Below are 24,909 nucleotides of genomic sequence, written 5' to 3'. Positions count from 1 at the left end.
AGTAGGTCATCGCTAGGCTCTTACAGCGACAAACCCCCTGAGCTCGTACGAGGCAGGGGGTTTGGTTTTTAGTAGAAGCGCTAATTTTTAGCTGGGCAGCACCAAGATGTTGTTGCTTGGCAGACAGTTATGCCTGATGACCATAGCAAGTTGGTACCACTCCTTCCCATCCCGAACAGGACCGTGAAACGACTTTGCGCCGATGATAGTGCGGACTCCCGTGTGAAAGTAGGTCATCGTCAGGCTCTTACAGTGACAAACCCCTGATCTCCGCAAGAGACAGGGGTTTTGTTTTATGGGCGGCAGAAAACCGAAAGACAAAAAATCAGAGCGCACTGCGTGCGCTCTTATTGAAGCTGAGGGCTGAACCTCTTGGAAACCCAGGCACAAGGAGCGCCAAGCGCTCCTTTTTTATTTTTTCTCTTCGGGTGCATGAATTGCATCGGCGCCATGCTTTTCTCCGCCCATGTCCACTTGATCGCCAAATTGCATGATCATGTAGAGAGAGATTGCAGCAAAAATAACAAAGCCGACGGCGATTTTCCACATTTCAGTCTCCTTTTCGTTGTTGATGTGCAGAGCCGCTAATAAAAAAAGCCTCAATTCTTGCGAATTGAGGCTTAAACCTTGGAGCAAGCCCTGATTGGTATTACACCAAACAGGGATTGCAGAGAGCTTACGCTCTTAATTAGAACAAGTGGCGAACGCCAACAGCGATAGAGCGGAAGTTATCGCCTGCATTAACTACACCACCATAAGCAGCATCATTGCCGTTGTTGATCTTGGTGAAGTAGCCGTACACCTTGGTACGCTTGCTCAGGTTGTAGTTGTAGCCCAGTGTCCATTGGGTAGCGGCAGTCTTAGCGCCAGACAGGTCACCCTTATAGGCTTGTGCACGGCCTACGTTTGCGTGGAACTCTGAAGCACCCATGGTGTACATGGCGGCCAGACGGTAAGCATGGCGCTTGGTGTCGAGGTTGATGCCGGTAGCAGATGCGTCGGCCTTGTAATACTGGTAGTAAGCGCCCAGTGTCAGAGCATTAATCGAGTAGCTGGCACGCAGACCCAGTTGTTGCTCTTTCACGTCCAAGAGACCTTCAGTCGTGGCACGTGTGTAACCCAAGCCAAGGCCCAAGGGACCGTTGTTATAGTTCAAAGATGCATCGAAAGCACCTTTGTGTTCGCCTGCGACTGCAAGGACGTTCGTGCCATCACCAGGCAATCCTGTAGTGCGGTTGGCCTTTTCACCAAAGCCGTAGTTGAATTCAGCTGTCACGCCACCGAAGTCAGGGGAGCGGTAAGAGATCTGGTTGCCATCGGGGAACACATATGCGTACAAAGCATCAGCAGAGGTGCCAGTATCGTGGTTGTGCATGCTGATGTAGTCAGCGGTAGCCAGGTAGGAGCCGACGTAGAACTTGCCCAGACGCACGGTACCGAAGTTGCCGGACAGGTTAACTTCGCTATGGCGTTTGAAGTTGAAAGCGCCACCAGCGCCAGAACCATCGTCAGAGTTGAATTGGCCTTCCAACTGGAAGCCTGCCTTCAAACCGTTACCCAAATCTTCTGTACCACGGAAGCCGATGAAGGAGCTGTTGCTTTCCATTGCGGAACGGCTTTCGCTACCAATCTTTTGGTGCTCGACGGTGGTGTTGACACGGCCATATACATTTACGCTGCTTTGCGCCATGGCTGCAGAAGCGCCGCAAGCCGCCAACACTGCCAGCATTACGCGAGTTGTCTTTGTCATATTGTTTCCTAGGTGGGTTTGTGAGTAGCCAGTGATTTTGGTCTTAGACACATTCTCAAAGGGCTGAATAAATTCTAGGTTTTAGTAGGCGGAGAGAGTGGTTTTGCATGAAGTTTTGATGACAAATGATGCGTTGCAGCAACATCGTTAATGGGTTCGCTTCATTTCGGTTCACTTCTAAATGAAACGCCCCGCAAAAGGGCGGGGCGCACCGAAATGGTGATGGCGAATTAATCGCGAGATTTAGTCATCTGCGTAGATATCCACATCCTTGGTTTCACGCAGGAACAAGGTGCCAATCACGGCGGTCACGCCGGCGATGACGATGGGGTACCACAGGCCGTTATACATATTGCCGGTTTGCGCCACGATGGCAAACGACATGGTGGGCAGCAGACCGCCGAACCAGCCATTACCGATGTGATAGGGCAAGCTCATCGAGGTGTAGCGGATGCGGGTGGGGAACATTTCCACCAAGATGGCGGCGATGGGGCCGTAGACCATGGTGACCAGCACGACCAGGTAGAACAAGATCAAGATCATCATGGGCTTGTTCATCTTGGCGGGATCGGCCTTGTCTGGGTAGCCGTCTTGCTTCAATGTTTCAGCCAAGCCCTTGTTGAATTCGGCGGCTTTGGCCTTGGCTTCATCAGCGCTCAGACCCACGGAGCTGTAGCTGGCAACGGTGTGCGAGCCGATCTTCACGACGGCAGGGGTGCCTGCAGGTGCAACTTCGGTGTCATAGCTCACGGAGCGGTTGGCCAGGGCTTGCTTGGCGATATCGCAGGAGCTGGTGAACTTGGCAGTGCCTGTAGGGTTGAACTGGAAAGAGCATTCTGCAGGGTCGGCCACGATCACGACCTTGGCGTTGGCCTGTGCGGCTGCCAAGTCAGGGTTGGCGGCGACGGTCAGCGCCTTGAAGACGGGGAAGTAGGTGAATACGGCCAGCGCGCAACCCAGCATGATGATGGGCTTGCGGCCGATCTTGTCGGACAGCGTACCAAAGATCACGAAGAAAGGCGTGCCCAGCAGCAAAGCGGCAGCAATCATCAGGTTGGCGGTAACAGCGTCGACTTTCAACTGCTGTGTCAGGAAGAACAGCGCGTAGAACTGGCCGGTGTACCAGACCACCGCCTGGCCTGCAGTCAGGCCGAACAAAGCCAGCAGCACGATTTTCAAGTTTTTCCACTGGCCGAAGGATTCGGTCAAAGGTGCCTTGGAGGTCTTGCCTTCGGCCTTCATTTTCTGGAAGGCGGGAGACTCGTGCAGCGTCATGCGGATCCACACCGACACGGCCAGCAGCAAGATGGAGACCAAGAAAGGAATGCGCCAGCCCCAGTCGACGAATTTTTCTTCGCCCAGCGTAGTGCGTACACCCAGAATCACCAGCAGCGACAGGAACAGGCCCAGTGTGGCGGTGGTTTGAATCCAGGATGTGTAAGCACCGCGCTTGCCGTGGGGCGCGTGTTCAGCCACATAAGTGGCAGCACCACCGTATTCGCCGCCCAGTGCCAAGCCTTGCAGCATGCGCAGCACCATCAAGATGATGGGCGCTGCGACACCAATCGTGGCGTAGTTGGGCAAGATGCCCACGATGAAGGTGGAGACACCCATCAGCAAGATGGTCACCAAGAAGGTGTACTTGCGGCCAATCATGTCGCCCAGGCGGCCGAACACCAGCGCGCCAAAGGGACGCACGATAAAGCCTGCTGCAAATGCCAGCAGCGCAAAGATGAAGGCCGAGCCTGCATCCAAGCCGCTGAAGAATTGCTTGGCGATGATGGCGGCGAGTGAGCCGTAGAGGTAGAAGTCATACCACTCGAAAACGGTTCCGAGGGATGAGGCAAAGATCACTTTGCGCTCTTCTGGCGTCATGGGGCGAGCGGCTACGCCTTTCGCGCCGACGCCGTTTGCAGCGTTGATGGCCATGTGTTGTCTCCTGAATGTGTTGTATGAGCCGCTTTGGGCGGGCAAGCACATTCTTGGAGTCGGTACTGACCCGCTTCTGACGTCAATCCAACGTTAACTTGCGCCAAACTTGCGCGTATCTGACGAATTGAGGTCTAACCCGCACACGGTGTTTCGTGATGTGAGATAGCGTGAAAGTGCCTAGAAGCAAGCGCTGAATCTGGAATCAGGCTAAACCCGTGAAACGGTGTTGGCGTTTTCCCATGCCCCGGAGGTGAACCATGGGTGCCCATCCAGAAAATCGCGCAGCATGGGCAGGCTGTCGAGGCCCCAGAAAACCTGGCCCGATACCTCGAATGCGGGTACGCCAAAAATATCCTGGGCGCTGGCGGCTTCGGTATTGCTGCGCAGCCATTGTTTGGCTTGATCGGTGATGTCTGGTGCAGGGTTTATTTGCACTGCCAGCGTGGTCTGCAGTGCTTGCAGGCGTGCAGGATCGAGCGCGTCGCCACCGCCTTCCCAGACGTGGCGAAAGACGGTTTCCGCCACATAGCGGTTGATGCTGCCATCTTCGCTGGTGTGCAGTGCCAGGCGCAAAAGCGGCAAGGGGTTGAAGGGGTGGTTGGCGGGTGTTTGCAGCAGCACACTCAGGTGCTGGCCGAGCCACTCGGTGTGGCGGTACGTCCAAAGGCGTTTGGCGGGGGTCTCCATCGGGCCGGGGTTGTTGCTGTGTCGCAGCAAGGCGCCCAGCAGCACCGGGCGATAGGTGACGTGCACGTTCAGGCCTTGCAGCGTTTGGGGCAGTTGCTGGAAAGCCAGCCACGCGTAGGGAGACACAAAATCCAAATGCATGGTGATGTAGTGCATGGCGTGGGCTTTCTGGGGAGATGGGGGTGAAGCTTAAAAACAGAGCTGCTAGCGCTGATCTGTCAATGATTTCAAAGTGTTTAGCATATGAAACGACGGATAGATAAGCGCTAGCAGCTCCTTTTTTTAGGGCAAAGAGGCGTGGTCTGTGGATACGGCAGGCGCAGTGTCTGCGCGGGTTGGGCAAGCACTGCGTTGCTGAATATGCCCCCAAATTGCGCGTTTGGCATCGGCGTCGGAGGTACCCCAGGCGCGCAACTCATCCAGCGTGCGCAGGCAGCCGATGCAGTACTGGCGCTGCGCATCCATGCGGCATACGCTGACACAGGGGGAGGGGGGCAGCTCGCTCGCATCGGGGCGCAGCAAGCCTTGGGCTGCAACGGTCTGCAGCTTGTCCAGCAACGCTGGGGGGGCAGCAGGAATCATGTGGGGTGCTGTCATGTCAGTACGGCCTCTTGCACCGCCTCGGCGATATCGACCACGGGGGCTTGGGTCAGCGCTTGCAGCTGGGCCAGGTTCAGGGCAAACACCGCATGCGGGTGGCCAGCCGCTGCCCACAGCACGTCAAAGCGTTGCAAGCTGCGGTCGATCAGCACCAGGGGCGGGTTAGCGTGCGCCACCGGGCTGACGCCGCCAATCGAAAAGCCGGTTTGGGCTTTCACAAACTCCGCGTCGGCCCTGCCAATTTTGCCCGCCAAGGCTGCGACCTTTTTTTCGTCCACGCGGCGGTCTCCTGCTGCCACCACCAGCACATGCGTGCCTTCGGGCTTGCGCTTGAAGATCACGCTTTTGGCCACCTGGCCGACAAGAATGCCAAGCTGGTCAGCCGCTTCTTGCGCGGTGCGCGCAGCGCCGTCCAGCATGCGTGGTGCATGCGGGTGGCCCGCGTCTTGCAGAAAGCGCGCAACACGCTGCACCGCTTCGGGCAATGCATGCAATTGAGAGCCGCACATTTACACGGCCTCACACACGGCAGCGCTGTCACGTTTGGCCAGCAAGGCCTTGGCCACGCGGGACTGGGTGGGGCGCCCCAACGCCTGGCTGATGAACGCGCCGGCATCCACCAGCTTGTCCAGATCCAGGCCGGTTTCAATGCCCATGCCGTGCAGCATGTAGACCACGTCTTCGGTGGCCACATTGCCCGTAGCGCCCTTGGCATACGGGCAGCCGCCCAGGCCAGCCACCGACGTATCGAACTGCCACACGCCCATGGCCAGCGCGGCCAGCGTATTGGCCACGGCTTGGCCGTAGGTGTCATGGAAGTGGCCCGAGACATCGTTGATGTCAAAGTGCTGCAGCGTGGCCTCCAGCGCTTTGCGCACCTTGATGGGCGTGCCCACGCCAATCGTGTCTGCCACGCCAATGTGCTGCACGCCAATGTCTTTCATCAGCTTGGCCAGGTAACCCACTTGGCTTGGGGCCACATCGCCTTCGTAGGGGCAGCCCACGGTGCAGCTCATGGCGCCGCGCACATAGATGCCTGCGGCGCGGGCGGCTTCTACCACGGGGGCAAAGCGCTCGATGCTTTCGGCGATCGAGCAGTTGATGTTTTTCTGGCTAAACGCCTCGCTGGCTGCACCAAACACTACGATCTCATCGGGGTGCGTCAGCACGGCGGCTTCGTAGCCTTTCATATTGGGCGTCAGCACGGAATAGCGCACGTCCGCGCGGCGCTCAATACCGGCCATGACCTCGGCGTTGTCAGCCATTTGCGGCACCCACTTGGGGCTGACAAAGCTGGTGACCTCAATCTCTTTGCTGCCCGCGGCCTGCAGGCGGTGAATCAGCTCGATTTTGACGGCAGCCGGGACGGGCTGCTTTTCGTTTTGCAGGCCATCGCGGGGGCCCACTTCAACCAGTTTGACGCGGGTGGGGTAGGACATGTTGTGCTCCTTGGAATAGGTTGAATTTAGTAGCCACGTTGCGGATTGACCATGCCTTGCACGAGCTCGCCCCGGCTCATAGCGGCCACTTTGCCGACGATTTGGGCAATGCTTTCCTCACGCAGGGTGCGGGCCGAGGTATGCGGCGTCATGGTGATCTGCGGGATGGCCCAGAACGGGTGGCCGGCAGGCAGTGGTTCCTGGCGGAACACATCCAGCATGGCGCCAGCCACATGCCCTTCGGCGATCAGGGCAATCAGGTCTTCGTCCACCAGATGCGCGCCACGCGCCACGTTGATGACGTAAGCGCCGGGCAGCAATTGCTGCAGGGTGGCGCGGTTGATGATGTTCTCGGTCTCGGGCGTCAGCGGCAGCAGGTTGACCAGCACGCGCGTGCCGCGCAGAAATTCGCCAAAGCCTGCTTGGCCGCTGAAGGTCTGCACGCCGTCGATGTGCTTGGCGCTGCGGCTCCAGCCGCGCACAGGAAACTCGAACACGCCCAGCGCCTTGGCCACGCGTTCGCCCAGCACGCCCAGGCCCATCACGCCGACGGGGAAGTCGGCGCGCAGTTGGGGCTTGCGGAATTTCCACTGCCCTTGGTGCATATCGGCTTCGTAGGCATCGAGTTCGCGGAAGTGGCGAATCACCGCTTGCGTCACGTATTCGGCCATCTGCACGGACATGCCGGCGTCGTCCAGGCGCACCACCTGTGCCTGGAGGGGCAGCTTCAGCTTGAGCAGGGCATCCACCCCCGCGCCGATGTTGAACAGCGCTTTGAGCGCGGGTTGCTCATCCATGAATTGCTGGGGCGGCGCCCAGACCACGGCGTAGTCCGCCTGGGGCGCGCCGGGCGCCCACACACTGATGTCTGCGCCGGGCAAGGCCGCGCGCAATCCGTCCAACCAAGGTTCGGGCTTGGTGCCCGTGCAGCAAAAAGTGACTCTCATGGATGGCGAGGGTAACGGCTGGCTGTGTGGCTGTCTGTCATGTGGGCATGGCGTTCTTGAAAAAGAGAGCTGCTTGCGCAGGTCCATCCAGCAATTGCCAAGGTTTTGTATTTGAAGATGGCGTACATGCTGCGCCAGAAGCTCTCATTTTTTACCCATCCAATTGCGTCATCCCCTGGGGGGCTCAATTTATCTAGCGCCATGCGGGGTCAGTGCGATGGTGCCAGCTTGGCGGGATGGCACGCATGGTGCGGGCCATGGTGAGGTGGGCGCGACAGGGAACGCCATGCGTCCCCACCTTGAACGTGCCACCGTGCACCTGGGGGCAGGATGCGCTGGCCGCGTCCTACAAGCCCACCCCCTGCGGTGCTCCCCTGGAGCTGCACGGCGTTTACGCGGCCTCGGTGGCTGCAATGCGGATCAGCTCCGCCCCTTCGGTCACCTGGTCGCCGGGCGCGTACAGCAGCTCTTGCACCACACCATCGGCCGGGGCGGCGATGGTGTGCTCCATCTTCATGGCTTCCATCACGGCCAGCGGCTGGCCCTGGGTGACTGCATCGCCCGCCTTCACGGCAAACGACACCACCTTGCCGGGCATGGGCGCGGTCAGGCGGCCGCCTTCGCGGTGGCCCTCGCCCGCGTGGGCCAGCGGGTCGGGCAGCTCCAGCACGGTGGCGCCCTGGGGCGTGAAGATGTGGCGCTGCTCGCCCAGCACATGCACCTGGGCGGTGCTGCGCAGGCCAGCAAACTGCAGCAGCAGGCCATCGCTTTGCGCTTGCCAGTGCAGCGGCCCTTGTGCCGCCCCCACTTGCAGCTGCAGGCTGCCTTGCGGGCCATAGGCCAGCGTTGCCTCCAGCGGCTCACCGGCTTGCACCAGGGCAAAACGGCGCTGCACGCTGGCGTGGCTGTGCCAGCCATCGCGGCGGCTGAAAGGGTCTGCACCTTGCTGGGCCTGCTCGGTGTGCAACTGCTGGGCCACGGCGGCGGCCACGGCCAGCGGCGTGGGCACAGCGTTCTGGTGGAACAGCACGGCCTTCTCGCGCTCGATCAGGGCCGTGTCCAGCTGGGCATGGGCAAAAGCGGTGCTTTTCACCACGTGGCGCAAAAACTGCACGTTGGTGGCCAGGCCGACGATCTGCGTCTGCGCCAGGGCCGCATCCAGCCGCGCCAGGGCCTGGGCGCGTGTGTCGCCGCGCACGATCAGCTTGGCGATCATGCTGTCATAGAAGGGGCTGATGGCATCGCCCTCGCGCACGCCGTCGTCCACGCGCACATCGCTGATGGCAAAACTGCTGCACGCCGGCTTGCGGTAGACCTGCAGCGTGCCGGTGGCGGGCAGAAAGCCGTTGTCGGGGTTTTCGGCGCAGATGCGGGCCTCGATGGCGTGGCCGATGATCTTCAGCTCGGACTGCTGCTTGGGCAGGGGCTGGCCGGCGGCCACGCGCAGCTGCCACTCCACCAGGTCTTCGCCGGTGATGGCCTCGGTCACGGGGTGCTCCACCTGCAGGCGGGTGTTCATCTCCATGAAGTAGAACTGCATGGCGTCCGGCGCGTCGTAGCCGCCGGGCTGCTCGACGATGAATTCCACCGTGCCCGCGCCCACGTAATTCACCGCTTTGGCAGCGGCCACGGCGGCCGCGCCCATCTTGGCGCGCAGGGCCTCGGTCATGCCGGGGGCGGGTGCCTCTTCCAGCACCTTCTGGTGGCGGCGCTGCACGGAGCAGTCACGCTCGAACAGGTAGACGCAGTTGCCCTGGGTGTCGCCAAACACCTGGATCTCGATGTGGCGCGGGCGCAGCACGTATTTCTCGACCAGCACGGCGTCGTTGCCGAAGCTGTTGATGGCCTCGCGCTGGCAGCTGGCCAGGGCGGCGGCAAAGTCCTCGCGCCGCTCCACCAGGCGCATGCCTTTGCCGCCGCCACCGGCGCTGGCCTTGATGAGCACAGGGTAGCCAATGCGGTCGGCCTCGCGCTGCAGCAATTCGGGGTTCTGGTCGGCACCGTGGTAGCCGGGCACCAAAGGTACGCCCGCCTTTTCCATCAGCTGCTTGGACTCGGCCTTCAGGCCCATGGCGCGGATGGCGCTGGCAGGCGGGCCAATGAACACCAGACCAGCGGCCTGGCAGGCCTGGGCGAAGTCTTCGTTTTCGCTCAAAAACCCATAGCCGGGGTGGATGGCCTGTGCGCCCGTGGCCTGGGCGGCTTGCAGGATGCGCTCCCAGCGCAGGTAGCTGTCCTTGGGCGCGCTGCCGCCGATGTGCACGGCCTCGTCGCAGGCGGCCACGTGCTTGGCCTGGGCGTCGGCGTCGGAATACACGGCCACGGTCTGGATGCCCAGGCGGCGGGCGGTGGCGGCCACGCGGCAGGCGATTTCGCCGCGGTTGGCAATCAAAATCTTTTGGAACATGTCGGGTCTCCGTTTTTAGGTGTTTTAGGCTTCTAGCGCTTATTTCATCAGCACTAGCAGCTATGTTTTTGGTAATTTTGGGTGGGTGGTTTCGCCAGTGCCCATCCAGCCTTTGAGCTTGTGCAGCGCAGCCCGCAGAAAGCGCCACAGCGTCCACGTCACCGCCCACATGGCAATCACGGCCACCACCAGCACCCCAGCAAACACCGCCGGGTTGGCCAGGGCCAGCCACACGGCGCCCACGGCGGCTGTGTCTTCGGCCAGGCTGGCGCCCAGGTTGCTCAAGGGTTCGGGGCTGGTGTTGATGAGGGCGCGCGTGGTGGTTTTAGCGGCCTGGCTGGTGGCGGCCAGCGTGCCCCCCATCAGCGCAGCCATCGCGGCCATGGTGGCCTGGTCGGCGCCGAACACGCCGGCAGCCAAGGCCGCGCCCGCAGGCACACGCAGCACGCTTTGCAGCAAGTCCCACAGCGAATCCACGCCGGGAATCTTGTCTGCAAAAAACTCCATGCACAGCATGCCGCCGCTGGCAAACAGCAGGGCCGGGTGTTCCAGCACATGCAGGCCGCCGGGCAGCTCCATCAGCCCTGTCGCGCCCAGCATGCCCACCAGGAACACCACCAGATACAGCCGAAAGCCGCTGGCCCAACCCAGTGCTGCCGCCAAGGCCAGCAGGCTGGCCATGTCCATACCACTGGCGGCTTGGCCTACGGTGTGGGCGACGCCGGTGGCGCTGTCCAGCACGGCAGCACCGGCACGCTCGACCTCTGCGCGGTCAGGGTGCAGGCCCACGCGGTGCAGCCATTGCAGCAAGGGGTTCCAGAGGTCGTTCATGGGTGAGGGTGCTCAGGCAGGTAAAACGCGGAGCGCTGTTACGCGAGCCAGGCGGGCTTGCGCTTGCCAAGGAAGGCTTGCACCCCTTCCTTGCCTTCGGCGCTGGCTCGGATATCGGCAATCGCTTCCACGGTCTGCTGGGTGAGCTGGGCGGTGATTTCACGCTCGGCCGTGTCCAGCACCAACTTTTTGCAGGCCCGCACGGCGGCCGGGCCTGCTTGCAGCAGGTGCTTGAGCAGGTTGTCCACCGCAGTGTCCAGATCGTCGGCGGCGACCACTTCGTGCACAAAGCCCATGCGCAGGGCCTGTGCGGTATCAAAGCGCTCACCCGTCAGAAAGTAGCGGTGCGCTGCGCGTGGTCCCATGGCGCGCAGCACATAGGGGGCAATGGTGGCGGGGATCAGGCCAATCTTCACCTCGCTCAGGCAGAACTGGGCGCTGTCTACGGCCACGGCCATGTCGCAGGCGGCCACCAGCCCCATGCCACCGGCATACACATCGCCCTGCACGCGCGCAATGGTGGGGTGGGGGCAGGTGTAGATGGTGTGCATCATCGCAGCCAGCTTGCCCGCGTCCACCACGTTTTCTTCGCGGCTGTAGTCGGCCATGCGCCGCATCCAGTTCAGATTGGCACCGGCGCAAAAGGCCGGGCCTTCAGCGGCCAGCACCACGGCGCGCACTTCGGTGTGCTGGGCCACGGTTTCAAAGGCGGCGGTGATTTCGGCAATCACCTCGTCGCTGAAGGCGTTGCGGATTTCCGGCTGCGTCAGCGTGATGGTGGCGACGCCAGCATTCACGGTCAGGGTGACAGGTTTGGACATGGGAGGTCTCCTTGTGGTTGGTGCCGCGCATTACATGCGGAAGATGCCAAATTGGGTGTCTTCGATCGGCGCATTGCGGCTGGCCGACAGGCCCAGCGCCAACACGCGGCGGGTGTCGGCGGGGTCGATCACGCCGTCATCCCACAGGCGGGCGCTGGCGTAGTAGGGGTGGCCCTGGTCTTCGTACTGCTGGCGGATGGGGGCTTTGAAGGCTTCTTCTTCCGTAGCGCTCCAGCTGCCGCCCTTGGCCTCAATGCCATCGCGCTTGACGGTGGCCAGCACGCTGGCGGCCTGCTCGCCGCCCATGACGGAGATGCGGGCGTTGGGCCACATCCATAAAAAGCGCGGGCTGAAGGCGCGGCCACACATGCCGTAGTTGCCCGCGCCAAAGCTGCCGCCAATGATGATGGTGAATTTGGGCACGGCGGCGGTGGCCACAGCCGTGACCAGCTTGGCGCCATGGCGCGCAATGCCTTCGTTTTCGTACTTGCGGCCCACCATGAAGCCGGTGATGTTCTGCAGAAACACCAGCGGAATCTTGCGCTGGCAGCACAGCTCAATAAAGTGCGCGCCTTTCAGGGCCGATTCGCTGAACAAAATGCCGTTGTTGGCGATGATGCCCACTTGCATGCCTTCAATGCGCGCAAAGCCGCACACCAGCGTGCTGCCAAAGCGGGCCTTGAATTCGTCGAACACGCTGCCATCGACGATGCGGGCAATGATTTCGCGCACATCAAACGGCTTGCGCGTGTCGGTGGGGATTACGCCGTACAGCTCTTGCGCATCAAAAAGTGGAGCTACTGGCGCAGCATCGGCGGGCGCTACAGCCTTGTTTTTATTTAAATTACCTACCGCCGTGCGGGCCAGCGCCAGCGCGTGCGTGTCGTTTTCGGCCAGGTGGTCGGCCACGCCGGACAGGCGCGTGTGCACATCGCCGCCACCCAGGTCTTCGGCACTCACCACCTCGCCCGTCGCGGCTTTGACCAGCGGCGGGCCGCCTAAAAAGATGGTGCCCTGGTTTTTGACGATGATGGATTCATCGCTCATCGCCGGCACATAGGCGCCACCGGCCGTGCAACTGCCCATGACCACGGCAATCTGCGCAATGCCTTGCGCGCTCATGTTGGCCTGGTTGAAGAAGATGCGGCCAAAGTGGTCGCGGTCGGGGAAGACATCGTCCTGGTTGGGCAGGTTGGCGCCGCCGGAGTCCACCAGATAAATACAGGGCAGGCGGTTTTGCTGCGCAATCTCTTGTGCACGCAAATGCTTTTTCACCGTTATGGGATAGTAGGTGCCGCCTTTGACGGTGGCATCGTTGCACACCACCATGCAGTCCACCCCGCTGACCCGGCCAATGCCCGCAATCAAGCCGGCGCCCGGCGCATCGTTGTTGTACATGTGCAGCGCGGCCAGCGGGGCCAGCTCCAGAAATGGCGTGCCGGGGTCCAGCAGCAACTGCACGCGTTCACGTGGCAGCAGCTTGCCGCGCGCTACGTGTTTGGCGCGCGCCGCTTCGCCCCCACCTTGGGCGATCTGTGCGCAGCGTGCGCGCAAATCGTCCACCAGGGTTTGCATGGCCGCCGCATTGGCTTGGAAGTCTGCTGATCGTGGATTCAGTTGACTGGAGAGGGTGCTCATCGTGTCTCCTTGGTTATATCGGGGTTTTTACTTAGATATCCTTGGGGCTTTGGATCTGTCTGACAGCCGCGCGCTCGCTCGCGCAAAGAAAATGCCGCATGCACACCGTTGAAACCGTCTTGCTCGTACTGATGCTGGGTGCCCTTACGGGGATTGCCGCGCGTTATGTGCGCGCCATCCCCCTGCCTCTGATCCAAATTGCCATCGGTGCGCTGATCGCATGGCCCCAAAAAGGGTTGCACATTGCGTTCGACCCCGAACTGTTCCTGCTGCTGTTCATCCCACCGCTGCTGTTTGCCGACGGCTGGCGCATTCCCAAACGGGAGTTTTTTGCCCTGGCTCGCCCCATCTTGCTGCTGGCGTTTGGTCTGGTGCTGATTACGGTACTGGGCTTGGGCTATCTCATCCATTGGATGATTCCCGCCATGCCGCTGACGGTGGCGTTCACACTGGCGGCCGTGGTCTCGCCCACCGATGCAGTGGCCGTCTCGGCCATCACGCGCAACCTGGGCATGCCGCACAAAACCATGCACATGCTCGAAGGCGAGTCGCTGCTGAACGACGCATCGGGTCTGGTGGCCGTCAAATTTGCCGTGGCCGCCACGCTGACCGGGCTGTTCTCGTGGAGCAATGTGGCCAAAGACTTCACCTGGATGGCCGTGGGCGGGCTGGGCGTGGGCGCTGCCATGGGCTGGGGCTTTAGCTACGCACGCGATGCCGTCACGCGCCGCGTGGGCGATGTGGCCGCCACCCAGATGGTGCTGCTGCTGGTGCTGTTGCCGTTTGCCGCCTATATCGTGGGTGAAAAAATTGGTGTTTCGGGCATTTTGGCCGCCGTAGCTGCGGGTATTGCTACCAATTTTGCGGATCTGGATCGCAGCAACTTCATCTCCGAGCGCCTGCAGACCGAAGGGACGTGGAGCATGGTGGAAGCCGCCTTCAACGGCGCCATCTTCTTGCTGCTGGGGCTGCAGCTGCCCTCCATCATGGGCACCACCCTCTTGCATTCGGGCTATGACTGGTGGGTGCTGCTGGGCTGGGTGGCTGCCATTTCTTCGGGCCTGCTGCTGGTGCGCTGGGTGTGGATTGAGCTGGGCGTGCACCGCGCACTGCGCGCCGCCCACCGCCAGGGCAAGATGACCGAAAAGCCCTCGCGCCTGCTGAATCTGGCCACCACCATGGCGGGCATCCGTGGTGCGGTGACGCTGGCGGCGGCGCTGTCCATCCCGGTGTATCTGCACAACGGCCGCCCGTTCCCGGAGCGCGACTTGCTCATCTTCTTGGCCACGGGCGTGATTTTGTTCACCTTGATCTTGGGGGCAATTGCGCTGCCCTTGATCTTGCGGCACATGCCGGCGCATGAAGATACCGAGACCCAGCACGAAGAACGTGCGGCGCGCACGGCGGCCTGCAAGGCGGCGATTGCCAGCCTGACCATTACCGACAGCGATGTGCAGCAGCACGACGAGCAGTGGCTGGCGCAGTACCAAGAGGTGGTGGGCCGCATCACGCAGGAATACCGCAACCGCATTCACTTGCTGGACGACAGCGGCGTGGCCACCAGCACCGAAGCCCAGCGCGACACGCCGGAGATGGTGCAAGAGCGCCGTGAGCGCTATGTGAAAGAGATGGAGCTGCGGCTGCACTGCATCCAGGTAGAGCGCGACACGCTGTACGCCGAGCGCCAGGCACACCGGATCAACGACGAAACCTTGCGCGCCATGGTCAGTGAGCTGGATATGTCCGAAGTGGCCCTGCGCAAACGCCTGGTGGTGGCGCGCAAAGCCGCCGGCATGCCGATGGCCAGCGCGCATGGTGCCAACTGATACGGACAAAGGGCGGGTGCGCATACGCGTGAACGTCTCCTGAAACCACAAACTTCGACGCAGGCGCAATGCCTGCGCATCGACGGCAACACCACTGGCCCGGGCTGGGCACACGGGCCGCTGTAGTTGTCATCCTAGGGCGATGACCGATACAGAAGCGGTCACATAGGTTGCAATAATTGCCATATGAGCACGCCTTTGCTGGTGGCTGCCACAGCCGCCCAACACCCCGCCCACACCCCCATCGCCTTTGTGCGCAGCGTGGCGCACGCCTATGCCCAGCGGGGCATGGCCGTGGAGGGCGCACTGCAGGCGGCACAAATTGCGCCACAGCTGCTGCAAGAGGACAGCGCCCGCATCACGGCCCTGCAGATGGAGCTGCTGTGCGACCACGCCATGCGCGAGCTGGATGACGAGGCGCTGGGCTGGTTCAGCCGCCGCCTGCCCTGGGGCAGCTATGGCTTGCTGGCACGCGCCAGCATCAGCAGCCCTTCGCTGGGCCTGGCCGTGGCGCGCTGGTGCCGCCACCATGGCTTGCTGACGCAGGACGTGGCGCTGCAGCTGCAGGTAGATGGCAGCCTGGCCACCATCACGCTGGTGGTGCAGGGCGACGGGGCGCCGCACGCGGCGATGGCGGAGTTCTGTCAGCTCTCGGTGCTGCGCAATTTGCACGGCTTTGCCAGCTGGCTGGTGGATGCACGTTTGCCCCTGCGCCGTGCCAGCTTTCCCTTTGCCCGGCCTGCGCACTACGGCGTGTATGACCTGCTGTTTGAAGCCCCCGTGCAATTTGGCGCAGCAGTGGCCAGCTTGGAGTTGGATGCTGCGCTGCTGCAGCTGCCCGTGTTGCGCGATGAGCAGGCGCTCAACGCCATGCTGCAGCGCGCCTTGCCGATCCAGGTGCGCCCCTACACGCCCGGCCAGCCCTTGGTGCAGCGCGTGCGCCAGGCCTTGGCGTCGCATCCGCAATGCGGGCACACGGCCGCCAGCCTGTGTGCGCAATTGCACCTGGCTCCGCGCAGCTTGCACCGGCAGTTGCAGCAGCAAGGCAGCAGCTTGCAGCAGCTCAAAGACGATGTACGCCGCCACCGCGCCCTGCATTTGTTGCACCGCAGCGATTTGCCCCTCAAACGCGTGGCACAGGCCTGTGGCTTTGCCAGTGAGAAAAGCTTTGGCCGTGCCTTTGTGCAATGGACGGGGCAAGCACCGGGCGCCTACCGACAAGCCCAGCGCGCGCGATAAGCAGGGCCGCACCCCGCAGGGCTGGCGGCGCGCGGGTTGCCGCGCTACACTGCTGCATTCATGAAAAAACATAGCTGTCAACGCTTGCTGGATAAGCGCTGAGAGCCAAAATCATTCGCAATCACGATTGCGGTGAACGAAGGAATGGCATGGCATCACCACAGGCTCCCTCCGCCCTGGAGGGTTGGTTGACTCCCCGCAGCTTGCTGCGCATTTCCGTGTTGGTGGCCGTCATCACCATCGTGCTCAAGATGCTGGCATGGTGGCTGACCGGCTCGGTGGGGTTGCTCTCGGATGCCATGGAGTCGTTTGTGAATTTGGCCGGAGCCACGTTTGCGCTGGCCATGCTCACCATCGCCCAGCGCCCGGCCGATGAAGACCACCCCTACGGCCACTACAAGGCAGAGTATTTCTCTGCCGGGTTTGAGGGGCTGCTGATCATTGGCGCCAGTTTGGCCATCCTGTGGGTCAGTGTGGACCGCTGGCTGTCGCCCCAGCCCCTGCAACGGCTGGACTGGGGCTTGGGGCTGTCGCTGCTCAGTACCGTGCTCAACGGTGCGCTGGCGTGGGTGATGTTTCGCAGTGCGCGCACCTACCACTCCATGGCACTGGAGGGCGATGCACGCCACTTGCTGACCGATGTGTACACCTCGGTGGGGGTGGTGCTTGGACTGGTGCTGGCCCAAGCCAGCGGCTGGTGGTGGCTTGACCCACTTGCTGGCGTGGCAGTGGCGCTGAACATCTTGTGGCACGGCGCCGTGCTGCTGTGGCGCGCCTCGCAAGGCCTGATGGACATTGCCTTGGACCCCGAACAACTGGCGCAGATTGATGCCGTGCTGCAAGCCCAAACCCAGGCTGCACAGCTGCAAACGGGCGAGCACCTGGTGTTTGACAGCCTGCACACCCGCCAAGCCGGTGGGCACAGCTTTATCGACCTGCACCTGCACGTGCCCGGGGAGTGGACGCTGGCCCAGGCTGCAGACTGGCGCCAGCGCACCGAGGCCGCGCTGATGGCCGCCATACCCCGCGTGCAGGCCCGCATTGAGTTGCTGCCCCAAGGTGCCGCGACGGTGCTGGAAACAGAAATGGGCACCATCCGCTAGCGCTGGGCCGCAGCGATGGGTGATTCGCAAATCGAATGATTGCTGCGTTAAAAAGAATTGGACGCGAATGATGCATGACTCCAACATGGCATGAGTACTGGGCACACAGTACTTCAAAGTCACAAGGAGACAAGCATGACAACATTGCGAGCCATCGCAGGAGCCGTATCGCTGTTCGCGGCGGCATCTTGCTTTGCACAGGCGTACCCTTCAGCCCCCATCACCATGGTGGTGCCGTTTGCAGCAGGCAGTGGCACCGACGCGGTGGCGCGGGTGATCGCCAACAAGCTGGGTGAGCGGCTGAAGCAGCCCGTGATTGTGGAGAACAAAGCGGGTGCCAGCGCGCAGATTGGCGCCGGTTACGTAGCCAAGGCCAAGCCAGACGGCTACACCTTGTTCATGACCACCAACACCTCGCATTCCGCGAACCCGTGGCTGATCAAAAAGCTGAAGTACGACCCCATCAAAGACTTCACCCCGGTGGCGCGTGTGGGCGAGTTGCCGTTTGCGCTGGTCGTGCACCCTTCGGTGCCAGCCCACACCACGGAAGAGCTGATCGCTTATGCCAAGGCCAACCCTGAAAAGTTGTCCTACGGCACGCCCAATAGCACCTCGCTGGTGGCATCCGAAACCTTCAAGTTTTTGACCAACACCCGCATCACATCGGTGCCTTACAAGTCCAGCCCTCAGGCGTTGACCGATTTGGTGGGCAACCAAATCCAGATGTATGTGGTGGATCTGGGCTCTGGCTGGAGCATGCTGAAAACGGATCGTGTGCGCACGCTGGCCGTGACAGCGGCCAAGGGCTCGACCTTGCTGCCCAACGTGCCCCCTATGGCCAAAGCGCTGCCTGGTTTTGACATCACGTCATGGAACGGTATTTTTGGTCCCGCAGGCATGCCCGCCGAAATTGCCGAGCGCCTGAATGCCGAGCTGCAAGTGCTGCTGAAAGAGCAAGACGTGAAGGACCAGCTGGCGCAGGTGGGCTTTGAAGTCTGGCCCACGGCCACGCCCAAAGAGTTCGCGCGCTACGTGCAGCAGCAGCTCAACAATTGGGGGCAGCTGATCGAGCAGTCCAAGATCGAAGCGCAGTAAGGCGAGGTGGGTATGGAGCAGCGTACGACCGCCTCAGGCCCGCTGGCTGGCGTCAAGGTGGTGGACATGACGTCCGTCATCATGGGGCCGTTTGCCACGCAGATTTTGGCCTCTTTGGGGGCTGAAGTGATCAAGGTGGAGTCGCCCGAGGGCGACAACATGCGGCATGTCGGCCCCATGCGCAATGCGGGCATGGGCTATATCTTCTTGCAGGCCAATCAGGGCAAACAGTCGGTGGTGCTGGACTTGAAAAATCCCAGTGCCAAAGAAGCCTTGCTGCGCTTGCTGAAAGACAGCGATGTGCTCATCAGCAATGTGCGGCCCCAAGCCATGGCGCGGCTGGGGCTGTCGTATGACGATCTGAAGGCGCTGAATCCCCGCCTCATCCATGTCAGCTGCTGCGGCTTTGACCAAGCAGGGCCTTACGCCGGCAAGCCTGCGTATGACGACCTGATTCAGGGCGCAACCGGTGTGCCGTGGCTGTCCCAGCAATATGGTGGCGGCGAGCCCGCCTATGCCCCCATGACGCTGGGCGACCGCGTCACCGGTTTGCATGCGGTCTACGCCGTCACCACCGCGCTGTATGCACGGGAGTGCAGTGGCCAAGGCCAAGCCGTGGTGGTGCCCATGTTTGAAGCCATGACGCAATTCATTCTGGGTGACCACCTGGCCGGATTGAGTTTTGAGCCGCCGATGGGGGGCGCTGGTTATGCGCGGTTGCTGACAGAGCATCGCAAGCCCTACCAGACGGCGGATGGCTACCTGTGCGTGCTGATCTACAACGACAAGCACTGGCACAGCTTCTTCCAGGCAATCGGGCAGCCAGAACGCATGCAAGACCCCATGTTTGCCACGCACACCCAGCGTGCAGCGCATATTGACGCGGTGTATGCCGAGGTGGGGCAACTCATGCGCCAGCGCACCACGGCGCAGTGGCGCACGCTGCTGGATGCGGCAGATGTGCCCAATATGCCCATGGCTTCCCCGGAAGACCTGCTGCAAGACCCGCACCACCAAGCCACAGGGTTTGTGCGCACCCTGGATCACCCCACCGAAGGGCCGATCAAAACCACCGGTGTCCCCACGCAATGGTCGCAGACGCCGCCCGCCACCCAACCCAGCCCCGCCCCGCAACTCGGGGAGCACACCGCCACCGTGCTGTTGCGCTTGGGGTATTCGAATGAAGAAATTGCAGCCATGCAAGCCAGCGGCGCCTGTCGCCAGGCGGCCTGTGTGGTGGCTTGATCAAGGAGATGAACATGTCGCGTTATTTGGTGCGAGAAAAAGACGTGCAGGGCTACAGCCCTGCCAACCACCACGGCACGGTGAACAAGCGCTTGGTCAGCCAAGCCAATGTGGGGGCCGAGCACATGGAAGTGGTGCTGGGCACGCTGGAAAAAGGTGGTGGCGCATTGCCCCATGCCCACCCCGGTATGGAGCAAGCGTGCTATTTGCTGGAAGGCACGGCCGAGGTCGAGGTAGACGGCGAGACGTTCGCGATGTTGCCTGGTGATACCTGCTTCTTCCCGCAAGACGTGATGCACATCTTCCGCGTGACCAGCGACACACCCGTGCGCCTGCTGGTGATCTACAGCCCGCCCTATGCAGAAAACCCTGCACGGGTACGCCGCCCTTGAGCGCAGCGAGCGTTTTCCTAGACTTTTAGAAGAACCCAATCACCGCTGAGAGACAACATGGATTTTTTGTGGAATGCCGAGCAAGAGCAAATTCGTGACGCGATTGAGCGTGTGTGTGCCCCTTTCGATGCCGATTACTGGCTGGAAAAAGACCACGAAGGGGGCTTTCCGCATGACTTTCACAAGGCACTGGCCGATGCCGGCTGGCTAGGAATTGCCATGCCAGAGGCCTACGGCGGCGCAGGGCTGGGCATCAGCGAAGCCGCATTGATGATGCACACCATCTCTGCCACAGGCGCAGGGTTGTCCGGTGCCTCTGCGGTGCACATGAATATTTTTGGCTTGCACCCCGTGGTGGTGTTTGGCTCTGAAGCACAGAAAAAACGCTGGCTGCCACCATTGATTGCGGGGCATGACAAAGCCTGTTTCGGTGTGACGGAGCCCAATGCCGGGCTGAACACCCTCAAGCTCCAGACCAAGGCGGTGCGCGATGGTGACCATTACGTGGTTTCTGGCCAGAAAGTGTTTATCTCTACCGCGCAGGTGGCCAACAAAATTTTGCTGCTGGTGCGCACCAAGCCGGTCGAGGAGTGCAAGGGCACGGAAGGGCTGAGCCTGTTCTATACCGACTTGGATCGCAGCCATATCGAGGTGCATGAAATTCCCAAGCTGGGCCGCAAATGCGTGGACACCAACCAGCTGTTCATCGACGGGCTGCGCATTCCGGTGGAAGACCGCATTGGTGAAGAAAACAAAGGCTTTTCTTACATCCTGCACGGCATGAACCCGGAGCGCATCCTGATCGCTGCTGAGGCTGTGGGCCTGGGCCGTGCTGCGCTGGCACGCGCGGCGCTGTACGCCAAAGAACGCGTGGTGTTTGACCGGCCGATTGGCCAGAACCAGGGCATTCAGCACCCCTTGGCCCAATCGTGGATGGAGCTGGAGGCCGCCCACCTCATGGTGCAAAAAGCCGCTTTTCTGTACGACCGTGGGTTGCCTTGCGCTGCGGAAGCCAATGCAGCCAAATATTTGGCTGCCGAGGCCTGCGGCAAAGCCTGCGAAACCGCCATCTTCACCCACGGCGGCATGGGTTATGCCAAGGAATACCATGTAGAGCGCTACATGCGTGAGTCGTGGATTCCGCGACTGGCTCCGGTCAGCCCACAGATGATCATGAACTTCATCGCAGAAAAAGTGCTGGGCTTGCCCAAGTCCTACTGAGCCTGCCAACGCCCCGTTCAGCCGTGCATGCAAGGGTAAATGCTAGGAGTCGGGTGAATCTGCCTCCCCAACGGTGGATGCAAGATGCAGTCACCATGAAAACCCACCTCTTGCGTTACTTTGTTGCACTGGCTGAAGAGCGGCACTTTGGGCGTGCGGCACAGCGCTTGTCGATTACCCAGCCACCGTTGAGCGTGGCGCTCAAAACCTTGGAGCAAGATCTGGGTGCGGTGCTGATGGAGCGCGATGCCAAACAAGTCACGCTCACGCCCGCAGGTGAGGCATTTTTGCAAGAGGCGCGCAAAGTCCTCAACCAGATGCAGCGTGCTGCCGAAGTGGTGCGTGGCGTGGCGCAAGGCGCCCAAGGGCGGCTGAACATCGGCATCACGGGCACCATGATTTACCGGCAGGTGCCCGAATATTGCCGGCACTTTCAAACCACCCGGCCCCTGGTGCAAGTGTGCCTGCATGAAACCGCGACCCACGACCAGTTGCAAGCCATTACCGATGGGCAGCTGGATGCTGGGTTTTTAAATATCAGCCACGCACCGGATCTGCTGGAAACCTTGCACATCGGCGATGAGCCCTTGGTGTGCTGCATGCCCGCAGGGCACGCACTGGCAGGGCAGGCAAGCATTGATTTGCAGCTGCTGCGTGACGAAACCTTTGTCATGTTTGCCCGGGATGTGGCGCCCGCCAATTACGACAACGTCATCTCCTGCCTGCACCATGCGGGCATTCACCCCAACACCACCCATGCCGCGCGGCAATGGCTGACCGTGGCAGCGCTGGTGTCTGCCGGGCAGGGCGTGGCGCTGGTGCCTCGCTGTGTCGAGCGTGCGGGGATTGCCGGGGTCACCTATGCGCCGCTGCAAGGTGTGACGGTGGCTACCCCTGCCTATCTGGCTTGGCGCAGAGACCACACCAGCCCTTTGCTGCAGGCCTTTGTGCGCAGCGTGCAGCAGCAAGTGGCCGCCCACCCAGGCCCAGCAGCAGAAAACGCGCACGATTGACCCAGCCCGGGCGCGGGCTGCAGCAGGCCCGGATAATTGCGGCCATGAATACCCACACCAGCGCCGCAGGCGCAACCGCTTCTACGGCGTTTTCCTCACTCAGCTTGCATCCCGCCACCTTGCAGAACCTGCAAGCGCTGGGCTATGAGCAGATGACGCCCATCCAAGCCGCCAGCCTGCCTTTGACGCTGGCCGGTAAAGACCTGATCGCCCAAGCCAGCACCGGCAGCGGCAAAACTGCCGCCTTTGGCCTGCCTCTGCTGGAGCGCCTGAACCAGCGCTGGTTTGCCGTGCAAGGCTTGGTGTTGTGCCCCACGCGCGAGTTGGCCGACCAAGTGGCCACCGAAATCCGCCGCCTGGCGCGCGCGCAAGAGAACATCAAGGTCGTCACTGTCTACGGTGGCGTGCCCACGCGCAACCAGATTGCCAGCCTGGAAAACGGCGCGCACATCGTCGTTGGTACGCCCGGCCGCGTGATGGACCTGATCGAGCGTGGCGTGCTCGACATCTCCAACATCCAGACCCTGGTGCTGGACGAAGCCGATCGCATGCTGGACATGGGCTTTTACGCCGACATCACCACCGTGGTCGAGCAATGCCCCGAGCAGCGCCAGACCCTGCTGTTCTCGGCCACCTACCCCGATGACATTGACCGTCTGGCCAAACGCTTTATGCGTGAGCCACAAATGGTGCAAGTGGCGGCCCAGCACAGCGCCCACAAAATTGAGCAACGCTGGTACGAAGTGCCCGCCAAGCAAAAAGTGGACGTGGTGGTGCAAATGCTGGCGCACTTCCGCCCCGAATCCAGCATTGTGTTTTGCAACACCAAGCAGCAATGCCGCGATGTGGTGACCGAGCTGCAGGCCCAAGGCATCAGCGCACTGGCCCTGTTCGGCGAGCTGGAGCAACGCGAGCGCGACGAAGTGCTGGTGCAGTTTGCCAACCGCAGCTGCAGCGTGCTGGTCGCCACCGACGTGGCCGCACGCGGCCTCGATATTGCCAACCTGGCCTGCGTCATCAATGTGGACGTAACGCCCGACGCCGAAGTGCACATCCACCGCATTGGCCGCACCGGCCGGGGTGATGCCGAAGGCCTGGCGCTGAACCTGGTGGCCATGGACGAAATGCCCTATGTGGCCAAGATTGAGCAACTGCAAGGCCGCCCCTCGGAGTGGTTGGAGGTGGCCGAATTGACGCCCGCCCCCGGTGGCCCCCTGCTGCCGCCCATGATGACCATCCAGATCATCGGCGGGCGCAAGGAAAAGATTCGCGCTGGCGACGTGCTGGGCGCCATGTGTGCGGACTTTGGCTATGCCAAGGACCAGATTGGCAAGATCAGCGTGAATGACTTTTCGACGTACGTGGCGGTGGATCGCCGGATTGCGGCGGAGGCTTGTGCCAAGCTCAATAACGGACGCGTGAAGGGGAAGAGTGTGAGAGCGCGCGTGCTGTAAAGCGCTTTTCTTTTAAGCATTAAATTGGCTTCTAGCGCTTGTGGTGCAAGCGTTAGAAGCTATTTTTTTATTTGTACCTTTTGCTGTTTTTGTTTCTGCGGTGTGTTTCTTTGCAGAGGCCGGTTTGTCGCACCGGCAGGCGAGTAACTTTCTTGTCCGCGACAAGAAAGTCACCAAAGAAGCGCGTCTGCCGACGGCTTCCGGCGGAACTCACTGCGCGCTTGCAGCGCTTCGCTCAAACAGCCGCCGGAAATATGAAGGACTTCCACAAAGTGGAGCGCGACGCTTGCGCGCGCGGGGTTGCACTTACGTATTTATTTTTTTATAAATAGCGATTGTTATTTGATTTTTTGATGGGTTAATTCTATATTTATGACTAGACATTATACGTGGGTTTTTAAATAAAAAATGAAGCAAAAAAATTATGAAAAACGGCCACTTAGTGGAAAGAAAGAGTCAAAGTTACCTAAGTGGATTACCGATCACTTTAAAGATTCACTACATTCACTTGAATTGCTAATGCAAATTAGCGATATAAGTGCTAGAGGTATAAGTGTGGTTCGGGGAATGCCAAAGATTATTGAGGTTTTGACTGAGGTTGAAGGAAGTAAGCAGAATCCGTCCTCAATAGTTAAGTTACACCATGCTAGGAAATCTGCAGAACTTGCCAATACAGAATTTGAAAAGGATTTTCCGGTACTTAATGGTTTTGTAGTTGTTGCTCTTTGGAGTTGGCTTGAGCATTTTGTTAAAGGATTTGTTGCACTTTGGATCAGACATAGGCGTGTAGCTTTAGAAGTACCTGCTGTCCTAAAGTTACGAGTAAAACTTGGTGAATACTTGCTACTTTCTAAGGCCGAACAAGCTGAGTTTCTTGTGGAATTATTAGAGCAAGATCTTTCTAGTGCTTTAAAGCGTGGTATCACGCGGTTTGAATCTTTGTTGAATCCTTTTGGTTTATCATTTCAATTTTCAGAAAAAAATTCAAAAAATATTTTTGAATTGCAACAGGTTAGAAATGTTATTGCTCATAGAAATAGTCATGCGGATAAGAGAATATGTGCTGAATGCCCATGGCTAAAGCTGAAAATTAATCAGCCTGTTTTAGTTAGCAGCAAAATGGTAAGAAACTACGCAGATTCTTCAGCTGGATTTCTTCTTGCCCTACTTTATCAAGTAGGTGATTTGTATGGAGTCAATCTGCGCTCTGAGGAATCAGAGATTATCAGTTTGGAAAACGTCCAAGAAGAACGGTAATCCCCCCTTAAA

23 protein-coding genes and 1 rRNA gene are annotated in these 24,909 nt (G+C 60.5%); 12 read left to right on the top strand and 12 right to left on the bottom strand.

All coding sequences use genetic code 11. The features are described 5' to 3' along the window. Positions 1-132: 132 nt before the first annotated feature. A 5S ribosomal RNA gene (gene rrf, locus B3R00_RS09365) occupies positions 133-245 on the top strand. Between the two features lie 166 nt (positions 246-411). Here rrf and B3R00_RS09360 read toward each other — a convergent pair. The 12 genes from B3R00_RS09360 to B3R00_RS09305 form a co-directional block, all read right to left on the bottom strand. Then, positions 412-549: a hypothetical protein gene (locus B3R00_RS09360; RefSeq protein WP_174862279.1), complete on the bottom strand. Its 138-nt coding sequence runs from the start codon at positions 547-549 to the stop codon at positions 412-414. A 139-nt stretch (positions 550-688) separates the two neighbouring features. Further along, positions 689-1,750 carry a porin gene (locus B3R00_RS09355; protein WP_286998790.1) on the bottom strand — a complete coding sequence of 354 codons (1,062 nt, stop codon included), beginning with the start codon at positions 1,748-1,750 and terminating at the stop codon, positions 689-691. A gap of 243 nt (positions 1,751-1,993) precedes the next feature. Further along, positions 1,994-3,679 (bottom strand): MFS transporter, encoded by a 1,686-nt coding sequence (locus tag B3R00_RS09350; RefSeq protein ID WP_286998789.1) that lies wholly within the window; start codon positions 3,677-3,679, stop codon positions 1,994-1,996. Positions 3,680-3,889: 210 nt separating this feature from the next. Beyond that, positions 3,890-4,525: a 2-hydroxychromene-2-carboxylate isomerase gene (locus tag B3R00_RS09345; protein ID WP_286998788.1), complete on the bottom strand. Its 636-nt coding sequence runs from the start codon at positions 4,523-4,525 to the stop codon at positions 3,890-3,892. 126 nt (positions 4,526-4,651) lie between these two features. Then, on the bottom strand, positions 4,652-4,966 hold the full coding sequence (locus B3R00_RS09340; RefSeq protein ID WP_286998787.1) for a DUF1289 domain-containing protein: 315 nt from the start codon (positions 4,964-4,966) through the stop codon (positions 4,652-4,654). Then, complete coding sequence (locus tag B3R00_RS09335; protein WP_286998786.1) at positions 4,963-5,478, bottom strand: YbaK/EbsC family protein; 516 nt, start codon at positions 5,476-5,478, stop codon at positions 4,963-4,965. Before B3R00_RS09335 ends, B3R00_RS09340 begins: the two co-directional genes overlap by 4 nt. Then, positions 5,479-6,408 carry a hydroxymethylglutaryl-CoA lyase gene (locus B3R00_RS09330; RefSeq protein ID WP_286998785.1) on the bottom strand — a complete coding sequence of 310 codons (930 nt, stop codon included), beginning with the start codon at positions 6,406-6,408 and terminating at the stop codon, positions 5,479-5,481. A 26-nt stretch (positions 6,409-6,434) separates the two neighbouring features. Beyond that, on the bottom strand, positions 6,435-7,355 hold the full coding sequence (locus B3R00_RS09325; RefSeq protein ID WP_286998784.1) for a 2-hydroxyacid dehydrogenase: 921 nt from the start codon (positions 7,353-7,355) through the stop codon (positions 6,435-6,437). A gap of 391 nt (positions 7,356-7,746) precedes the next feature. Further along, positions 7,747-9,762, bottom strand: coding sequence for an acetyl/propionyl/methylcrotonyl-CoA carboxylase subunit alpha (locus tag B3R00_RS09320; RefSeq protein WP_286998783.1), 2,016 nt, complete (start codon positions 9,760-9,762; stop codon positions 7,747-7,749). A 60-nt stretch (positions 9,763-9,822) separates the two neighbouring features. Further along, on the bottom strand, positions 9,823-10,593 hold the full coding sequence (locus B3R00_RS09315) for a DUF4126 domain-containing protein (protein WP_286998782.1): 771 nt from the start codon (positions 10,591-10,593) through the stop codon (positions 9,823-9,825). A gap of 38 nt (positions 10,594-10,631) precedes the next feature. Next, on the bottom strand, positions 10,632-11,414 hold the full coding sequence (locus tag B3R00_RS09310) for an enoyl-CoA hydratase/isomerase family protein (protein ID WP_284214768.1): 783 nt from the start codon (positions 11,412-11,414) through the stop codon (positions 10,632-10,634). Between the two features lie 30 nt (positions 11,415-11,444). Next, positions 11,445-13,052 carry a carboxyl transferase domain-containing protein gene (locus B3R00_RS09305; RefSeq protein WP_286998781.1) on the bottom strand — a complete coding sequence of 536 codons (1,608 nt, stop codon included), beginning with the start codon at positions 13,050-13,052 and terminating at the stop codon, positions 11,445-11,447. Between the two features lie 98 nt (positions 13,053-13,150). Between B3R00_RS09305 and B3R00_RS09300 the strand changes: the two genes are divergently transcribed. The 11 genes from B3R00_RS09300 (at position 13,151) to B3R00_RS09250 (ending at position 24,897) form a co-directional block, all read left to right on the top strand. Continuing rightward, positions 13,151-14,878 carry a Na+/H+ antiporter gene (locus tag B3R00_RS09300; RefSeq protein ID WP_286998780.1) on the top strand — a complete coding sequence of 576 codons (1,728 nt, stop codon included), beginning with the start codon at positions 13,151-13,153 and terminating at the stop codon, positions 14,876-14,878. A gap of 186 nt (positions 14,879-15,064) precedes the next feature. Then, positions 15,065-16,117 (top strand): AraC family transcriptional regulator, encoded by a 1,053-nt coding sequence (locus B3R00_RS09295; protein WP_219163641.1) that lies wholly within the window; start codon positions 15,065-15,067, stop codon positions 16,115-16,117. Between the two features lie 149 nt (positions 16,118-16,266). Further along, positions 16,267-17,220, top strand: coding sequence for a cation diffusion facilitator family transporter (locus tag B3R00_RS09290; RefSeq protein ID WP_219163642.1), 954 nt, complete (start codon positions 16,267-16,269; stop codon positions 17,218-17,220). 135 nt (positions 17,221-17,355) lie between these two features. After that, positions 17,356-18,315: a Bug family tripartite tricarboxylate transporter substrate binding protein gene (locus B3R00_RS09285; RefSeq protein ID WP_286998779.1), complete on the top strand. Its 960-nt coding sequence runs from the start codon at positions 17,356-17,358 to the stop codon at positions 18,313-18,315. Between the two features lie 12 nt (positions 18,316-18,327). Beyond that, positions 18,328-19,560 carry a CaiB/BaiF CoA transferase family protein gene (locus tag B3R00_RS09280; RefSeq protein WP_286998778.1) on the top strand — a complete coding sequence of 411 codons (1,233 nt, stop codon included), beginning with the start codon at positions 18,328-18,330 and terminating at the stop codon, positions 19,558-19,560. Positions 19,561-19,574: 14 nt separating this feature from the next. After that, positions 19,575-19,952: a cupin domain-containing protein gene (locus tag B3R00_RS09275; RefSeq protein WP_286998777.1), complete on the top strand. Its 378-nt coding sequence runs from the start codon at positions 19,575-19,577 to the stop codon at positions 19,950-19,952. A gap of 57 nt (positions 19,953-20,009) precedes the next feature. Then, complete coding sequence (locus B3R00_RS09270; protein WP_286998776.1) at positions 20,010-21,173, top strand: acyl-CoA dehydrogenase family protein; 1,164 nt, start codon at positions 20,010-20,012, stop codon at positions 21,171-21,173. A 95-nt stretch (positions 21,174-21,268) separates the two neighbouring features. Next, a complete protein-coding gene (locus B3R00_RS09265) occupies positions 21,269-22,186 on the top strand; it encodes a LysR family transcriptional regulator (protein WP_286998775.1) in 918 nt (305 codons plus the stop codon). Between the two features lie 44 nt (positions 22,187-22,230). Next, entirely contained in the window at positions 22,231-23,640 is a 1,410-nt protein-coding gene (gene dbpA / locus B3R00_RS09260) for an ATP-dependent RNA helicase DbpA (RefSeq protein ID WP_286998774.1), read from the top strand. A gap of 43 nt (positions 23,641-23,683) precedes the next feature. After that, positions 23,684-23,968, top strand: a complete 285-nt coding sequence (locus B3R00_RS09255; RefSeq protein ID WP_286998773.1) for a hypothetical protein — start codon at positions 23,684-23,686, stop codon at positions 23,966-23,968. 80 nt (positions 23,969-24,048) lie between these two features. Beyond that, positions 24,049-24,897 carry a hypothetical protein gene (locus B3R00_RS09250; protein WP_286998772.1) on the top strand — a complete coding sequence of 283 codons (849 nt, stop codon included), beginning with the start codon at positions 24,049-24,051 and terminating at the stop codon, positions 24,895-24,897. Positions 24,898-24,909 lie beyond the last annotated feature (12 nt).

The sequence above is a fragment of the Comamonas sp. UBA7840 genome (assembly GCF_002501455.1).
GTDB lineage: Bacteria > Pseudomonadota > Gammaproteobacteria > Burkholderiales > Burkholderiaceae_C > Comamonas > Comamonas jiangduensis.
Note: the sequence above shows the minus strand (reverse complement) of the source record. Positions and strands in the feature narration are given on the sequence as shown.

Coding starts and splice junctions, on each gene's coding strand:
- B3R00_RS09360 (WP_174862279.1), bottom strand. CDS start 549: ATGTGGAAAATCGCCGTCGGCTTTGTTATTTTTGCTGCAATCTCTCTC.
- B3R00_RS09355 (WP_286998790.1), bottom strand. CDS start 1,750: ATGACAAAGACAACTCGCGTAATGCTGGCAGTGTTGGCGGCTTGCGGC.
- B3R00_RS09350 (WP_286998789.1), bottom strand. CDS start 3,679: ATGGCCATCAACGCTGCAAACGGCGTCGGCGCGAAAGGCGTAGCCGCT.
- B3R00_RS09345 (WP_286998788.1), bottom strand. CDS start 4,525: ATGCACTACATCACCATGCATTTGGATTTTGTGTCTCCCTACGCGTGG.
- B3R00_RS09340 (WP_286998787.1), bottom strand. CDS start 4,966: ATGACAGCACCCCACATGATTCCTGCTGCCCCCCCAGCGTTGCTGGAC.
- B3R00_RS09335 (WP_286998786.1), bottom strand. CDS start 5,478: ATGTGCGGCTCTCAATTGCATGCATTGCCCGAAGCGGTGCAGCGTGTT.
- B3R00_RS09330 (WP_286998785.1), bottom strand. CDS start 6,408: ATGTCCTACCCCACCCGCGTCAAACTGGTTGAAGTGGGCCCCCGCGAT.
- B3R00_RS09325 (WP_286998784.1), bottom strand. CDS start 7,355: ATGAGAGTCACTTTTTGCTGCACGGGCACCAAGCCCGAACCTTGGTTG.
- B3R00_RS09320 (WP_286998783.1), bottom strand. CDS start 9,762: ATGTTCCAAAAGATTTTGATTGCCAACCGCGGCGAAATCGCCTGCCGC.
- B3R00_RS09315 (WP_286998782.1), bottom strand. CDS start 10,593: ATGAACGACCTCTGGAACCCCTTGCTGCAATGGCTGCACCGCGTGGGC.
- B3R00_RS09310 (WP_284214768.1), bottom strand. CDS start 11,414: ATGTCCAAACCTGTCACCCTGACCGTGAATGCTGGCGTCGCCACCATC.
- B3R00_RS09305 (WP_286998781.1), bottom strand. CDS start 13,052: ATGAGCACCCTCTCCAGTCAACTGAATCCACGATCAGCAGACTTCCAA.
- B3R00_RS09300 (WP_286998780.1), top strand. CDS start 13,151: ATGCACACCGTTGAAACCGTCTTGCTCGTACTGATGCTGGGTGCCCTT.
- B3R00_RS09295 (WP_219163641.1), top strand. CDS start 15,065: ATGAGCACGCCTTTGCTGGTGGCTGCCACAGCCGCCCAACACCCCGCC.
- B3R00_RS09290 (WP_219163642.1), top strand. CDS start 16,267: ATGGCATCACCACAGGCTCCCTCCGCCCTGGAGGGTTGGTTGACTCCC.
- B3R00_RS09285 (WP_286998779.1), top strand. CDS start 17,356: ATGACAACATTGCGAGCCATCGCAGGAGCCGTATCGCTGTTCGCGGCG.
- B3R00_RS09280 (WP_286998778.1), top strand. CDS start 18,328: ATGGAGCAGCGTACGACCGCCTCAGGCCCGCTGGCTGGCGTCAAGGTG.
- B3R00_RS09275 (WP_286998777.1), top strand. CDS start 19,575: ATGTCGCGTTATTTGGTGCGAGAAAAAGACGTGCAGGGCTACAGCCCT.
- B3R00_RS09270 (WP_286998776.1), top strand. CDS start 20,010: ATGGATTTTTTGTGGAATGCCGAGCAAGAGCAAATTCGTGACGCGATT.
- B3R00_RS09265 (WP_286998775.1), top strand. CDS start 21,269: ATGAAAACCCACCTCTTGCGTTACTTTGTTGCACTGGCTGAAGAGCGG.
- dbpA (WP_286998774.1), top strand. CDS start 22,231: ATGAATACCCACACCAGCGCCGCAGGCGCAACCGCTTCTACGGCGTTT.
- B3R00_RS09250 (WP_286998772.1), top strand. CDS start 24,049: ATGAAGCAAAAAAATTATGAAAAACGGCCACTTAGTGGAAAGAAAGAG.